This window comes from Umezawaea sp. (assembly GCF_057122925.1).
The window spans coordinates 1-15,526 of record NZ_DBNGPQ010000110.1 but is presented as its reverse complement, the minus strand read 5'-3'; the positions used below and the strand labels follow the sequence as shown (position 1 = coordinate 15,526).

9 protein-coding genes and 1 pseudogene are annotated in these 15,526 nt (G+C 73.0%); 9 read left to right on the top strand and 1 reads right to left on the bottom strand.

Features of this window, described 5'->3' with window-relative positions:
- Positions 1-5: 5 nt before the first annotated feature.
- Together AC156L_RS25490 and AC156L_RS25485 are read left to right on the top strand one after the other, a co-directional pair.
- Positions 6-1,349, top strand: a complete 1,344-nt coding sequence (locus tag AC156L_RS25490) for a cytochrome P450 (RefSeq protein ID WP_330883279.1) — start codon at positions 6-8, stop codon at positions 1,347-1,349.
- Complete coding sequence (locus AC156L_RS25485; RefSeq protein WP_330883277.1) at positions 1,346-5,167, top strand: KR domain-containing protein; 3,822 nt, start codon at positions 1,346-1,348, stop codon at positions 5,165-5,167. The genes AC156L_RS25490 and AC156L_RS25485 overlap by 4 nt, the downstream gene beginning before the upstream one ends.
- Positions 5,168-5,463: 296 nt before the next feature.
- Here AC156L_RS25485 and AC156L_RS25480 read toward each other — a convergent pair whose 3' ends face one another.
- Positions 5,464-5,982, bottom strand: coding sequence for an ATP-binding protein (locus AC156L_RS25480; RefSeq protein WP_330883275.1), 519 nt, complete (start codon positions 5,980-5,982; stop codon positions 5,464-5,466).
- A 974-nt stretch (positions 5,983-6,956) separates the two neighbouring features.
- Between AC156L_RS25480 and AC156L_RS25475 the strand changes: the two genes are divergently transcribed.
- The 7 genes and pseudogenes from AC156L_RS25475 (at position 6,957) to AC156L_RS25445 (ending at position 15,147) form a co-directional block, all read left to right on the top strand.
- Positions 6,957-8,207: an ROK family transcriptional regulator gene (locus AC156L_RS25475; protein WP_330883272.1), complete on the top strand. Its 1,251-nt coding sequence runs from the start codon at positions 6,957-6,959 to the stop codon at positions 8,205-8,207.
- Between the two features lie 153 nt (positions 8,208-8,360).
- Positions 8,361-8,603: pseudogene (locus tag AC156L_RS25470) on the top strand (inositol-3-phosphate synthase); the annotation flags it as partial.
- On the top strand, positions 8,600-8,827 hold the full coding sequence (locus AC156L_RS25465) for a hypothetical protein (protein WP_330883269.1): 228 nt from the start codon (positions 8,600-8,602) through the stop codon (positions 8,825-8,827). The pseudogene AC156L_RS25470 and the gene AC156L_RS25465, both read left to right, overlap by 4 nt.
- Positions 8,824-9,204, top strand: a complete 381-nt coding sequence (locus AC156L_RS25460) for an EboA domain-containing protein (protein ID WP_330883267.1) — start codon at positions 8,824-8,826, stop codon at positions 9,202-9,204. The genes AC156L_RS25465 and AC156L_RS25460 overlap by 4 nt, the downstream gene beginning before the upstream one ends.
- Positions 9,205-9,298: 94 nt before the next feature.
- Complete coding sequence (eboE, locus tag AC156L_RS25455; protein WP_330883265.1) at positions 9,299-10,441, top strand: metabolite traffic protein EboE; 1,143 nt, start codon at positions 9,299-9,301, stop codon at positions 10,439-10,441.
- 202 nt (positions 10,442-10,643) lie between these two features.
- Positions 10,644-13,454, top strand: a complete 2,811-nt coding sequence (locus AC156L_RS25450; protein ID WP_330883263.1) for a carbohydrate-binding protein — start codon at positions 10,644-10,646, stop codon at positions 13,452-13,454.
- A gap of 13 nt (positions 13,455-13,467) precedes the next feature.
- Entirely contained in the window at positions 13,468-15,147 is a 1,680-nt protein-coding gene (locus tag AC156L_RS25445; protein ID WP_414720119.1) for a ThuA domain-containing protein, read from the top strand.
- The last annotated feature ends 379 nt before the right edge of the window (positions 15,148-15,526 follow it).

Sequence of the window (15,526 nt, the reverse complement as noted above, 5' to 3'; positions counted from 1 at the left end):
CCCCGGTGGCTGACCAGGTGAACGCGCCCGGCCCGAGCGGCAGCCAGCTCGGCCGCTTCGACCGCGACGCCATCGGCTTCGTGACGGCGATGGAGCAGGAGCACGGCGGGATCGTGCGCATCTCGCTCGGCCCGTTCGTGGTGCACCTGGTCAGCGACCCGGACGCGGTCAAGCACATCCTCCAGGACAACGCGAGGAACTACGTGCGCGGCAAGTTCTACGGCAACTTCGACCTGTTCTTCGGCCGGGGGATGCTCACCACCGACGGCGCCGAGTGGCGCGAGCGCAGACAGGTCAGCCAGCCCTTCTTCCACAAGCCCCGGCTGGTGGAGAAGTCCTCCGCGATCACCGGGTGCGCCGAGGACCTGGTCGCCGGGTGGGAGGCCGCCGCCGACCGCGGCGAGCCGGTCGACGTGACCGACGGCGTCATGACGATGGCCATGGGCGTGTTCGGGAAGATGTTCCTCGGCGTCGACCTGCGCCCGCACTCCGCCGAGCTCCAGCCCGCCACCCTGTTCGCGATGCAGGCCGTGCTGCGCAGCGGCTCGGTGTCGCAGCTGCTGCCGCGCTGGGTGCCGACCCCCTACCGCCGGACCTCCACCCGGCACCGCGCCACGCTCGACCGCGTGCTCGACGAGGTCGTCGAGCGGCACGTGCGCGGCGAGGTCGAGGAGCACACCGTCGTGTCCGCGCTGCTCGCCGCCCGCGACGAGCACGGCGCGCCGTGGCCGCGCGAGGCCGTGCTGGCCGAGCTGAAGACCCTGTTCCTCGCAGGCCACGAGACCACCGGGTGCAGCATCGTGTGGACCCTGCACGCGCTGTCGCAGCACCCGGAGGTGCGCAGGCGGCTGGAGTCCGAGCTGGCGGAAGTCCTGGGTGGACGGACGCCGACCGTCGACGACCTGCCGGAGCTGCCCTACCTCAAGCAGGTCGTGTCGGAGTCGTTGCGGCTCTACCCGGCGGTGTGGTCCTATCCTCGGGACGTGGTGGCCGACGACACCATCGGTGGCTACCACGTCCCGGCGGGCAGCTCGGTGCTGCTGTCGTCCTACGTGACGCAGCACAGCCGGAGCCTGTGGGAGAACCCGGAGGCGTTCGATCCGCAGCGGTTCTGCCCCGCGCACCAGGTCGCGGACCGGCCCAAGTACGCGTACTACCCGTTCGGGGGCGGAGCCCGCAAGTGCATCGGATTCGAAGCGGCGCTGATGGAGGTTCAGCTCGTCGTCGCCACCGTCGTGGGACGCGTGCGGATGGATTTGACGCCCGGCAGGCCGACCGGCATCTGGCCCAAGGCGTCCCTGCGCCCGATGCCCAACGTGCTGATGACCGCCTCCCGCGTGCCGTCGTGAGCACCCGCCGGTTCGTCTGGCACCCGCGCCGGACGTCCACACCGGACCCCTCACCATCGGAACTGCTGGCGGGCAAGCGGATCCTGCTGATCGGCGGCACGCCCGAGACGCGGGAGGCGGTCGGGGCCGAGCTGGTCGCGCACGGCGTGGTGCTCGTGGGCCAGGGCCACCTGCGCGACGCCGACGACCGGCCGGACGGCATCGTCGACCTCACGTCCGACGCCGGGTTCCCCGCCGACTGGCGGCCCGCCCTGCTCCGCACCATCGGCGCGCTCCGCGGCTGCTACGACGCCTGGTCCGAGGAGACCGACGCCACCAGGACCTGCTACGTCGCCGTCACCTACCTCGGCGGCCGGATGGGGTACCGGGGCGCGAGCGACCGGCCGTGGGGCGGGCTGTGGGCCGGGCTGGCCAAGACGCTGCACCAGGAGCTGCCGAACCTGAACACCAAGGTCGTCGACATCGACCCCGCCGAGGTCGCCGACCTGCCCTCCGTCCTGGTCCGCGAGCTGTACCGGTGGGGCTCCTACGAGGTCGGCTACGCGGGCGGCGTCCGCTACACCCTGGCGCCCCGGCGGGAGGACGGCGGGGCGCCGACGGTGAGCCTCGACCCCTCCGACCTCGTCCTGGTCTCCGGTGGTGGCCGGGGCATCGGGTTCGCCGCCGCGACGGCCCTCGCCGCGGCGCACGGGTGCCGCGTGGTCGTCACCGGACGCCACCCGCTGCCCGGCCCCGACGACGCGTGGGGCTCGCTCGACGACGACGGTTTCAAGGCCCACCAACGGGATCTGTGGATTCGAGCCAGCGCGGACGGCACGCTGGCCGCGGTCCGCGCCGAGACGACCAGGATGGCGCAGCGGCGGCTGCTCGCGGCCAACGTGGCGTCGGCCAGGGCCGACGGGCTGCGCCTCGACTACGAGGTCTGCGACTTCACCGACCGCGCGCAGGTCGACGCGCTGCTGGCGAGGCTCGGGCCCGCGCTGACCGGCGTGGTGCACAACGCGGGCGTCGACACGGCCACCCGGCTGCCGAGGATGTCGGACGACGACATCCTGCGGACCGTCGCCACCAAGGTCGACGGGTTCGCGCACCTGTTCGCGGCGCTGCGCGACCGGCCGCTGAAGTTCTTCTGCAACACCGGTTCCATGAGCGGACGCCTCGGCGGGATGGTCGGCCAGATCGCCTACGCGGCGGCCAACGACGGCCTCACCCGCCTCGGGCTCTGGGCCGACGCGCGCGCCCCGTTCCCGGTCACCACGCTGTGCTGGCCGACGTGGGAGCGGATGGGGCTGATCACGAACTACGACGCGGCCGTCCGGTACATGACCGCCATCGGCGCCGACGAGGGCGTGCGCCGCTGGGCGGAGGAGCTGCGCGCCCCCGCCCACGGCGAGGTCACGTTCCTCGGCGCGCTCGGCAGCGCGCTGAACCCCGTGCAGGTGCGGGGGTTCCCGCTGCACCGCGAGGTGCCGGAGTTCGCCGCCGTCTACCCGCGCGTCTTCCACCTCGGCATCCCCGTCGGCTACCGGCCCGGCGTCGAGTTCGTCGCCGACGTGCTGTTCGACGACGCGAGCGCGCCCGTGCTGACCGACTTCGCCGTGTCCGGTCACGCCGCCGTGCCGGTGGGCGTGCTGCTGGAGAACGCGCTCGCGTCCGCGGTGTGGGTGCACCCGGCGGGCGAGGAGCCCGCGGTGGCCTGGATCGGCGACGTCGCCGTGTGCCTGGAGGGGCTGCGGCTGGAGCGGGGAGCGCTCGAACTGCGCCGCACCACCACGCTGTCCACTGTGGATGGTGAGACGGTGGTGGACGTGCGGTTCGACCGCCCCGGTCTCGGTCCGGTCGCCGAACTCCGCCTCGGCTACGAGTCGCGGGAGGTCGACGCGCCGGTAGCGGTGCACGCCGCGCGCGAGTCGACGGTCCCCGCGCCCGCCCGCTGGCTCGGCGCGGTCATCCCGGTCGCCACCTGGCACGAGGGCGCGGGCCCGGTCGACCGGACCGCCGTGGTGCGCGAACCCCAGCCCGCCGACCTGTGGGCCGTTCCGCTGACCCCGCCGCTCGCCCTGCCGCTGGCGGCGCTGGAGAACATCGTCCGCTCGGTGCTGCGGGTCCGACCGGGCCGGGTGCTGCGGATCACCAGGCTGGTGCCCCACGGGCCACCCTCGCCCACCAGCCGAATCGACGGCGACCCGGTGCGGGGGCGCTGGCACGTCGTCGATCCCGTTGACGGTCGGCCGGTCCTCACCGCGTCGACACCCACTTCCCCCACCCTTCCGGAGGACCTGATGCCGACCACCGTGGACCCCGACGTCGTGCACCGCGAAGTCGCGGACATCCTGGTCCGCGTGCTGGGCGACTACGGCGTGGCCGCGGAGTCGATCACCCGCGACACCGACCTCCACACCGACCTCCAGTTCGAGAGCATCGGCACCGACCTGCCCGTGCTGCTGGGTGTGCTCGGCGCGTTCTACGGCGGCCGGGTCGACCTGGTCCCGTTCCTCCGGGGACTGGACATGGACCAGCTCATCTCCCTGCGGGTGGGGACGCTGGTGGACGAGGTCGTCGCCCAGTTGCGCGTGAACACCGGCCCGGTGTTCACGCCGCCGCCCGTGCACCCGCTCGCGGTCCGGCCCCCGGTCCCGTCCGGAGGGGACGGTGCGGCCCGCCGGTTCCTGTTCGTGGTGCCGCCGATGACCGGGCACGTGAACCCGACGATCGGCGTGGCGGCGAAGCTCGTGGAGCGCGGGCACTCGGTCGCGTGGGCCGGGTACGGGCCGCTGCTGCGGTCGGTGCTGGGGCCGGACGCGGTGGTGTTCGACTGCGCCGTCCCGCCCGCCGCCGGGCGGTGGACCGAGCGCGGGCCCGAGGTGCGGAGCATGAGATCGATCAAGGTCATGTGGGAGGAGTTCCTGGAACCGTTGGCGCACACCATGGTTCCGGGTGTGCGGGCGGCGGTGGAGGTGTTCGCGCCGGACGTCGTCGTGGCCGACCAGCAGGCGCTGGCCGGGGCGCTGGTCGCGGGAGCCGCGGGGATCCCGTGGGCCACCTCGGCCACCACGCCCGCCGAGCTGATCGACATGGAGGCCGGGCTGCCGAAGGTGCTGGACTGGCTGCACGCCCTGTTCGCCGGGCTGCGCAAGGACTACGGCGGCCCGTCCTCCGACCTGAGGTACTCACCGGACCTGGTGCTCGCGTACACCGTGGAGGACCTGGTCGGGCCGATCCCCCGGCGTGAGCCGATCGCGTACGTCGGGCCGTCGCTGCACCCGCGTCCGGTCGTGGCCGACTTCCCGTGGGACCGGTTGGACCCGCGGCGGTCGCTGGTGCTGATCAGCCTGGGGACGATCAGCGTGGGCGCCGGGGCGCGGTTCCTGCGGGAGGCCGTGGTCGCGGTCCGGGAGCGGGCCGATCGGGTGCAGGCCGTGGTGGTGGACCCGTCCGGGGCGGTCGGGGCGTCCGATGACGACGTGCTCGTGCTGCCGGAGGTGCCGCAGTTGGAGCTGATGGCGTCGGTGGACGCGGTGGTCTGCCACGCGGGGCACAACACGGTGTGCGAGGCGTTGAACTCCGGGCTGCCGCTGGTGGTCGCCCCCATCCGGGATGATCAGCCGATCGTGGCCGGTCAGGTGGAGGGGGCCGGGGTTGGGGTGCAGGTCAGGTTCGGGTTGGCCGGGGCGCGGCAGATCGGGGCGGCCCTGGACGCGGTGTTGGGGGAGGGTGGGTACCGGGAGGCCGCCGGGAGGGTTCGGCGGGCGTTTCTGGAGGCTGGTGGGGCTGGGGCGGCTGCTGGGTACTTGGAGGACTTTGCTGCTCGGGGGTGAGGGGGTCTGACCGGACCCCGCTGCTGTCGGTCCGGAGAAGCCTGCTGCCGCTGGTCGGGAGGAGCCGAGCGGCGCTGGTCCGCGGAACTCCGCTGCTGCTGGTCAGGAGAAGCCTGCTGCTGGTCCGCGGAACTCCGCTGCCGCTGGTCCGGAGGAGCCGAGCGGCGCTGGTCCGCGGAACCCGCTGCCGCTGGTCCGGAGGAGCCGACTGCTGCTGGTCCGCGGAACCCGGTGCCGCTCGTCCGCGGAACCTGCGCGCCGGTCCCCGTACTGCCGTGGTCGCTCGACCGCTGTGGTTACTCGCCCTGCCAGCCCTGTGAGCCGCCCAAGCCGTAGAGCAGGCGTTCCATCACCTGCGGGTCTACCTCGGTCGCCTCCGGGGGGAGGCCTTCCGCTGCCGGGGAGCGGCGGGGTTCGCGCCTGGGGAGCGGGACCGCTGAGGCGGTCATGCCCGTGGGCAGCGGTAGTTCGCACCAGAGGAGCGTGCAGCCGTCGTCCAGTTGCAGGATGCCCGCGTGCCTGCCCTTGAGGGCGTTCGTGGGGGCTGGTTTCGGGGCGTACGGGTCGATCTCGACCTCTAGGATCAGCATGTTGCCGGAGAGGCGCAGGCGCAGGGTGATGAAGCGCGGCACCCTGTGGTTGGCGGTGTCCACTACGGACGCGACCAGGTGGCCCAGTACGTGTGCTGCCTCGTCCTGCATGGGGCGCAAGGACCATTCGGCCAGCGAGAAGCGCGCGAAGAGTTCCGCGCAGTTCACCGCGCTGGGTAGCGCGACGAGCTGCAGGTCGTCGACCTGCTCGGTGCGGGCGTTCACCTGGCTCCTTCCGTCATGCGCTGCCGGCGCGAGTGGGTGGCCGGAATCGTGCCACAACCGGGTGAAGAAGTGGTACGCGGTGTCGTGGATAGATACGCGGGGTGGGGGTGGTTCGTTCGCATCAGTTTTCCCAGCATCGCCCTGACCACGGTCGGAGCAGCGGCTAGGTGTCCTTCTACCACCTGCGCTCCTTCCTGACCAGGTGCTTCCCGTCGCGCTGGTCCACGGGAAGTGTGCCAGGTCCGGTGATCCCGGCTGTGACCTGGTGAAGCTCGGCGGGCCCCGTGGACGCCAGTCGGACATTTGTCCGGTCGGGCCTCCGCTGTGTCATCGGGGCGCGGGCGAGGGCGCGGGTGTCGTCCGGCCGGTGGTCGCCCTCGGGATTCGTCACGGTGGGGTTCGGCGGTGAGCGCTGCCCCGGTGTGCGAGGGGGTGGCATCGCCGTCCAGGGGCACCGACCCGACGTGTTCCGGCTGCGAGCCGGGTGGTGCGGGGGATCGGGGTGGTCGTGGTGCGGGAGTGGCCCACCTGGTCGTGGAACTGTGGGCGGAATTCGTGTCCGCGCGGGTGACAACGATGTCAATTGGGTGTCGAATAATGGAAAAGCGTGCTGTGCGGCGCGTGAGATTAAGCCAATGCCGGAACTAATTCACCCCCTGTATAGCGTGTGGTCCAAATGGCGTCAAGCCGTCTGACGACCGGAAATTTCCTACGGAGCAAGGGTTGTTGCGCCAGGCGGAGCAGTGGTCGGCTCGCGTGGTTCATTAGGGCTGGTGGGCGCGCTGATGACTACTCCATTAGTGGGACATGGAGACGTGAACTGTTGCTTGTGCGCGTCCGCTTGAGTCTTAATTCACGGGTCGTTACCCGTAAAAAACCGACTGTTAACGAGCATTCGAGTGGCGCGATTCGTTGATCCGACCGACTAACCGGCGGTGGCCGTGCACCCTTCCCCAGTCCTCCGATCTCTGGCCTTGGCGCAGCCCGCCGACCAGGCCGCCGTGCGCCGGAGCAACCTGGCGCTGGTCCTGCGGCACCTCGGCGCTCGCGGCGCCCGCTCGCGCGCGGGCATCGCGGCCGACACCGGGCTGAACAAGGCCACCGTGTCGAGCCTGGTGGCGGAACTGGTGGACCGCGGACTGGTGCGCGAGGGCGAGGTGGACCGGGCGGGTGCGGTCGGGCGGCCCGGCAAGAGCGTCGAGCTGGACGGGCGGTGCGTCGGCGGGATCGGCGTGGAGATCAACGTCGACTACCTGACCGCGCTGGTGCTCGACCTGACCCGCACGGTGCTGTTCGAGCAGCGGGTCGCGCTGGACGTGCAGGCGCTGCCGCCGGGGGACGTGCTGGACGCCGTGGCGGAGCTGACGGCGCGCGCCGTGCGGGAGTGCAGGCGGCGCGACGTGCTGCCGGTGGGCGTGACGGTCGCGATCCCGGCGCTGGTCGACGTGGAGGGCGGGGTCGTCGCGTTCGCGCCGAACCTGCACTGGCGGGACGTGCCCGTGGTGCGCGGGATGACCGAGCGGCTCACCGGGCTGCTCGGCGAGCACCCGGTGCCGATCCGGGTGGCCAACGACGCGAACCTCGCGGCGCTCGGCGAGTACGCGATGGGCGGCGTCGCGGGAACGCCCGACCTGGTGTACCTGACCGGCGAGATCGGGGTCGGCGGCGGGGTGATCTCCGGCGGCAGGCTCCTCGGCGGCGCGGAGGGGTTCTCCGGCGAGGTCGGGCACATCCAGCTCGACCCGGCGGGCCACGAGTGCGGCTGCGGCCGTCGCGGCTGCTGGGAGACGCTGGTCGGGATGGCGGGGATGCTCCGGCTCGCGGCCGACGCCGACGACCCGGTCAGCGACCCGTCGCTGGACCTGGAGCAGCGGCTGGACATGATCCGCCGCCGCGCGGAGACCGGTGACCGGCGCACGCTCGACGCGCTGGCGGAGGTCGGTGCCGGGCTGGGCGTCGGCGCGTCGATCCTGATCAACTTCGTCAACCCGAGGGTGGTCGTCCTCGGCGGCTACTTCGCCCGCCTCGGCCCGTACCTGCTGGGCCCGATGATGGCCGAGCTGCGGTCCCGCGTGATCGCGCCGGACATCGGCGGCTGCCGGGTGGAGCTGTCCACGCTCGGGTTCGCCGCCGCGTCGCGGGGCGGGGCGAACGTGGCGCTCGAAGCGGTGTTCGGCGACCCGGCCCTGGTGCCCGTCCGGTCCGCGGTGGGGAGCGTCCGATGAGCACCGACTCCGCGCCGTCCGACGTGCGACGGGACCGGGGGGCCACCGCGGGCAGGACCGGGGTGCGGCTCGTGGGGGCACGGGGAGCGGTCGCGACGACGGCCGTCGTGGCCGCCGCGGCGGTGCGGGCGGTCGCCGCGGCGCCGACCGGCCTCGTGGGACCACGTGCTGTTCGAGGGCTTCCTCGGCACCCGCATGACCCTCCAGGTCACCTGGCAGGGCAGCGACTCCGCGCTGGCCGCGCCGCCGGTGCTCGACCCGGCCCGGTTCACGGCGACCGTCGACGCGCCCGGCCAGGTGCCGGAGCCTGCGTTCTTCTTCGAGGACCCGCCGGGTGCCGGGCCGCACCGGTTGGCCGCCCAGCACGACGTGCTGCGCGACTGGGCGCGCCGATGAGCGCGCCCGCCACCCCCGTGCTCGCGACCACCGCGGTCGCGGTGGAGGTCGGCGCGCCCCGTCCGGTGCTCGGGGGCGCGCCGCTCGGCGGTCACGCGGTGGCCGTCGGCCCGGCGCACCTGGAGGCGGCCCGCGATCCGGTGCCGCGCCAGGTGCGGCGGGTGGTCGGGACGAACCCGAACCCGGTGGGGCGCACGCAGTCCGGGGAGGTGCTGCCGCCGTGACCGGGCCGCGCTTCGGCTGCGCGACGACCGGCTTCGCCGAGCACCGGCTCGGCGACCCCGAGTTCTTCGGGTCCGCGCTGGACGTGCTGCCGGTCGGTGACGCCCGGCTGCCGCTGGTCCTGGACGCGCTGCGCACCGACGACCTCGCCCCGGTCGCCGCCGCGCTCGCCACCGCGAGGGTCGAGGGGCTGGACGCGCACGCCTACCGGCCCGCCGTCCTCAAGTGCGTCGCCGCGGGCGTGCCGCCCGCGGAGATGGGCGCTCCGCGCATCGACGACGAGCTGCGCCGCACGCCGCGCGCGTTCGCCGCCGACCGCGTCGCCGCCGGACGTCCGGTGCCCGCCGACGTCCCGATGGTCCTCGCCGGGGAGGCCTGATGCGCTTCTTCCACCACCACGTCCACCGGGGGCCCCGCACCACCGACGACCGCCGGGCCGTGGTCGCGCCCGCGCGCGGGCGGGGGTGAGGGCCGTGCGCTTCCGCCACTCCGACGGCACCACGGTGCACGTCGCCTACTGCACCAACGTGCACGCGGCCGAGAACATGGCCGGGGTGCTCGACCAGCTGCGCCGGTTCGGCGAGCCGGTTCGCAAGCGCCTCGGCGTCGACCGGCTCGGCCTCGGGCTCTGGCTGGCGCGACCGGTCGCGAGCGAACTGCTCGCCGACCGGGCGGCACTGGCCAAGCTCCGGTCCGAGCTGGGCAGCCGGGGTCTGGAGGTGGTGACCGTCAACGGGTTCCCCTACCAGGGCTTCCCCGCACCCGTGGTCAAGCACGCGGTCTACCACCCGGACTGGGCCGACCCCCGCCGCACCCGCTACACGCTCGACCTGGCCAGGCTGCTCGCGGCGCTGATGCCCGACGACGCGACGCGCGGCAGCATCTCGACGCTGCCGCTGGGCTGGCGCGACCCGTGGACGGCCTCCCGGTCGATCCGCGCGGCCCGCCAGCTCGACCTGCTGGCCGACGGGCTGTCCCGGCTCGACCGGTCGATCAGGGTCGGCTTCGAGCCCGAACCCGGCTGCGTCGTGGAGAACACCGGCCAGGCCGTCACCCACTTCCGCGACGCGGACACCACCAGGCTCGGCGTCTGCCTGGACACCTGCCACCTCGCGGTCGCGTTCGAGGAACCCGTCGAGGCCCTCGACGCGCTGTCGGCCGCGGGCATCCCCGTGGTGAAGGTGCAGGCCTCCACCGCGCTGCACGTCCGCAGGCCCCGCGACCCGGCCACCCGGTACGCGCTGTCGTCGTTCGTGGAGCGCCGGTTCCTGCACCAGACCAGGGAGGGCGCGCCGTACGGCGTGGACGACCTGGACGCGGCGCTCGCGGGCGGCCTGCCGGGGCACGCCCCGTGGCGGGTGCACTTCCACACCCCGCTGCACGCCGACCCGCGCCCGCCGCTGACCACCACCCGCGACGTCCTGCGGGGGACGCTGAGGAAGCTCTTCGGCGGTGCCACCGCGTGGACCGACCACGTCGAGGTCGAGACGTACACGTGGCAGGCGCTGCCCGAACGCCCGGTCGGGGAGGCCGGCCTCGTGAAGGGGCTGACGGCCGAGCTGGACTGGGTGCGCGACGAACTCCAGTCCCTCGGCCTGGTGGAGGTGGGTGGATGAGCCGAGCCACCGACCTCCGCACGACCGGGTGAGCACCAGCCCACCAGAACTCCACCGCAAGCCCGGCGTCGGACGGCCACAAGCCTCCGCCGGCGCCGCTGTCCCGAGCACCGACTAGGGCACCACCCTGCCAGGGCACCACCGCCGACCAGGCACCAGAGGTCGGCGGGCGATGCCCCCTGCCGGAAGAGGAAACCCTGCCATGTCCGCAACCCCACCGGTGTGGGCGCGGGCGTTCGGCGCGTCACTGCTGATCGCCTCACTGCTGACACCCCTGCCCGCCGCGGCCGACATCCCGGCCGCCGACTACCAACAGGTCCAGCTCGCCGTCGGCTCGGCGAAGCTCGGCGAACCGATGTCCTTCACCGTCCTGCCCGACCGCTCCGTGGTGCACACCGCCCGCGACGGCACGGTCCGCGTCACCAACTCCGCGGGCAACTCCACGACGGTCGCCGCGAAGCTCTCCGTCTACACCCACGACGAGGAAGGGCTCCAGGGCGTCGTCGCGGACCCCGGCTTCGCCTCGAACCGCTACCTGTACCTGTACCACTCGCCCCGGCTGTCCACACCGGACGGTGACGCGCCCGCCGACGGCACGGAGGCGCAGTTCGCGCCGTTCAAGGGTGAGCTGCACCTGTCGCGGTTCGTGCTGAAGACGGACAACACCCTCGACCTCGCCAGCGAGAAGGTCGTCCTGAGGGTGCCCAACGACCGCGGCCAGTGCTGCCACGTCGGCGGCGACCTGGACTTCGACGCCGCCGGGAACCTGTACCTGACCACCGGCGACGACACGAACCCGTTCGTCTCCGACGGCTACTCGCCGATCGACGAGCGCACGAGCCGCAACCCGCAGTTCGACGCCCAGCGCACCTCGGGCAACACGAACGACCTGCGCGGGAAGCTGCTGCGGATCAAGCCGCAACCCGACGGCACGTACACGGTCCCGTCCGGCAACCTGTTCGCGCCGGGCACCGCGCGGACGCGCCCGGAGATCTACGCGATGGGCTTCCGCAACCCGTTCCGGATGAACGTCGACAAGGCCACCGGTGTGGTCTACCTCGGCGACTACGGGCCGGACGCGGGCGTGACCAACGCCAACCGCGGGCCGAGCGGGCAGGTGGAGTTCGACCGCATCACCAGCGCGGGCAACTACGGCTGGCCGTACTGCACCGGCTCGAACAGCACCACCGAGACGTACAACCGGTTCACCTTCCCCAGCGGACCGTCGGGGGCGAAGCACGACTGCGCCACCGGCCCGACCAACTCCTCGCCGCGCAACACCGGGCTGGCGAAGCTGCCGGCCCCGCGCGCGGCGTGGATCAAGTACGCGGGTGACGAGGGGTCGCCGCCGGAGTTCGGCAGCGGCTCGGAGTCCCCGATGGGCGGCCCGGTCTACCGGTTCAACCCGAACCTGAACTCGGCCACGAAGTTCCCGCAGTCCTTGGACGGCAAGTACTTCGCGGGCGAGTACGGCCGCCGCTGGATCAAGGCGATCGGCGTCGACGCGGACGGTTCGCGGGGCGCGATCGAGGCGTTCCCGTGGAGCGGCACGCAGGTGATGGACATGAACTTCGGCCCGGAGGGCGCGCTCTACGTCCTCGACTACGGCACCGGGTCGGACAACCAGGCCCTGTACCGGATCGACTACAAGGGCAACACGCCCCGGCCGCCGACGGCGAAGGTGGCGGCGGACAGGGTGTCCGGCGCGCTCCCGCTCACCGTGGCGTTCTCCTCCGCGGGCAGCGCCGACCCCGAGGGCGGCGCGCTGACCTACCGGTGGGAGTTCGGCGACGGCGGCACGTCCACCGCCGCGAACCCGTCGCACACCTACACGACAGCGGGTTCCTACTCGTCGAAGCTGACCGTGACGGACCCGACCGGTCTGACGGGGTCGGCGAGCATCCTGGTCACGGCGGGCAACACCGCCCCGACGGTGACCCTGCGACTGCCGGGCGACGGCGCGCTGTTCTCCTTCGGCGACACCGTCCCGTTCCAGGTGAGCGCCAGCGACCCGGAGGACGGCCCGGTCGACTGCTCGCGGGTCAAGGTCACCTACCTGCTCGGCCACGACTCCCACCGCCACCAGATCACCCAGAGGACCGGCTGCTCCGGAACGATCCCGGTGCCGGTCGACGGTGAGCACGACGCCGCGGCGAACGTCTACGGCGTCTTCGACGCGGAGTACACCGACAACGCGGGCCTGACCTCCCACGGCGTCAGCATCCTCCAGCCCAGGCACCGGCAGGCCGAGCACTTCGGGGCCCAGCAGGGCGTCCAGGTCGCCGACCACGCCACCGCCGAGGGCGGCAAGACCGTCGGCTACACCGACAACGGCGACTGGATCTCCTACTCGCCCTACGTTCTCGCCAACGCCACCTCGGTCACCGCACGGGTCTCGTCCGGCGGTCCGGGCGGCACGCTGGAGGTCCGCGCGGGCTCGGCCACCGGCACGCTGCTCGGCTCCATGGCGGTCGCCAACACCGGCAACTGGGACACCTTCGTCGACGTCAGCACCCCGCTGACCAACCGGCCCAGCGGGTCCACCCCGCTGTTCCTGGTGTTCAAGGGCGTGACCGGGCAGGGCAACCTGTTCGACGTCGACGCGATCACGGTCACCACGAGCGGGAACCGGGTCGAGGGCGAGGCGTTCACCTCGACCGGCGGCGTGGAGCCCGCACCGCACGCGAACGCCAGCGGCGGCGCCACCGCCGGGTACATCAACACCGGCGACTGGGCCGGGTACTCGTCGGTGAGCACGGCGGGTCTGCGGTCGTTCAGCGCGTCGGTGTCCTCGGCCGGCACCGGCGGCACGATCCAGATCAGGTCCGGTTCCCAGACGGGGACGGTCCTCGGCTCGGTCGCGGTACCGGTCACCGGCGGGTGGGAGACGTTCCAGACGGTCTCCACGACCCTCACCGGGACCGGGTCCGGGCCGCTGTTCCTGACCTTCACCGGTCCGGGCGCGCCCGCGGACTCCGCGTTCGACGTCGACCACTTCACCACCTCCGGCTGAAGGGCTGAAGACGATGCGCAGACTCCCCGTGCTCGCCGCGGCGGCACTACTGTCGGCCGGTGTGGTCATGACACCGGCGGCGCAGGCCCAAGCTCCCTACCAGGTCCTGGTCTTCTCGAAGACCGCGGGCTTCCGGCACGACTCCATCCCCGCGGGGATCCAGGCGATCCGCGACCTGGGCGCCGCCAACGGGTTCACCGTCACCGCGACGGAGAACGCGGCGGCGTTCACCCCCACCGAGCTGGCCAAGTACGCCGCCGTGGTGTTCCTCAGCACCACCGGTGACGTGCTCGACGGCACCCAGCAGTCGGCGTTCGAGTCCTACGTCAACGGCGGCGGCGGGTTCGTCGGCGTGCACGCGGCGGCGGACACCGAGTACGACTGGCCGTTCTACGGGCAGGTGGTCGGGGCGTACTTCCTCAGCCACCCCACCGTCCAGCAGGCCACCGTGAAGGTCGAGGACCGGGCGCACGCCGCGACCGCGCACCTCGGCCCGACGTGGACCCGCACCGACGAGCTGTACGACTACCGCGCCAACCCCAGGCCGAACGTGCACGTGCTGGCGACGCTGGACGAGTCCAGCTACTCCGGCGGCAGGATGGGCGCCGACCACCCGATCTCCTGGTGCCGCGCGGTGTCGGCGGGCCGGTCGTTCTACACCGGACTCGGTCACACGATCGAGTCCTACGCCGACCCGGTGTTCCGCGCCCACCTGCTCGGCGGCATCAGGTTCGCCGCCGGACGGGCGAAGGCGGACTGCCGACCGGAATCGGGCTACACCGGGCTGTTCACCGGCTCCACCGCTGGCTGGTCGCAGGCGGGCACCGGGAGCTTCGCCAACGCCGACGGGACGCTCACGTCACGCGGCGGACCGGGCAACCTCTGGCACTCCGCCAAGGAGTTCGGCTCGTACTCGCTCAAGCTCGACTGGCGGCTCACCGGCGACGGCGACTCGGGGATCTTCCTCGGGTTCCCGGCCTCCGGCGCCGCCGATCCGGGCGCGGGCGGGTACGAGGTGGCGATCGACGCCTCCGGTGCGGCCAACACCACGACCGGAGCGGTCCACGGCGCGCAGGCGCCCGACACCGCCGTCCGCGACGCGGCGCTGAACCCGCCGGGGCAGTGGAACACCTTCGAGCTGCTGGTCGAGGGCGAACGGCTGCGGGTGCTGCTGAACGGCAGGCAGGTCAACGACTTCACCAACACCGATCCGGCGCGGAGCCTGCGGCAGGGCCACGTCGGCCTCCAGAACCTCGGTGACGGCGCGGTGTCCTTCCGCAACGTGCGGATCAAGGAACTCGGTGTGGTCGTGCCGACGCAGGTGCAGGGCGAGGCGTACACGTCGTCGTCCGGCGTGCAGCCCGCCGGGCACGCCGGCGCGGTCGGCGGCCAGACCGTCGGGTACATCGAGAACGGCGACTGGGCGGCCTACTCCCAGGTGTCGACCGCGGGTGCCCGGCAGTTCACCGCACGGGTGTCCTCCGGCGGAGCGGGAGGCCGGATCGAGGTCCGGTCCGGCTCGTCCACCGGGCCGCTGCTGGGTTCGGTGGCGGTGCCCAACACCGGCGGCTACGACACGTTCACCAGCGTGTCGACCGCGCTGACCGGCACGGCGACCGGCCAGGTGGTGCTCGTGTTCACCGGGGCGGGGTCGGGCGGTCTGTTCGACGTCGACCACTTCACCCTCGGGTAGCGCGGCGGTGGGCGCGGACGCGGTCCGCGCCCACCGTCCGTCACGACGAGCGGACCGCCGGCCCCGCGACCTGGCCGGTGCTGCCCGCGACCCACCCGGACGCGCCGACCCGCCCGCCCGAGGCCGCTCGAACGACCGGTACCCCGCCACGGCCTTCGCGGGCTCGACCACCGACCCCCCGCGCCGCTCGTCGAACGACGCGATCGACACCCGGTCCGGCTGGCCGCCCCCGCCGCCGGCCGTCCACGTGGCCGGGCCCGAGCGACGGCGCCCGCACGAGCCCGTTCGCCTCGCAGAACGCCGACGCGTCAGCCCAACCCGGCGCCGTTCGCGGCACCGCCTTACCAGGGGTGGTGGAAGAACGAACCAACAGGGTTGT

What these genes read in the sequence shown, in the direction of transcription:
- AC156L_RS25465 (WP_330883269.1), top strand. Translation starts at nt 8,600, where the DNA reads ATGAGCGCGCCCGCCACCCCCGTGCTCGCGACCACCGCGGTCGCGGTG.
- AC156L_RS25450 (WP_330883263.1), top strand. Translation starts at nt 10,644, where the DNA reads ATGTCCGCAACCCCACCGGTGTGGGCGCGGGCGTTCGGCGCGTCACTG.
- AC156L_RS25445 (WP_414720119.1), top strand. Translation starts at nt 13,468, where the DNA reads ATGCGCAGACTCCCCGTGCTCGCCGCGGCGGCACTACTGTCGGCCGGT.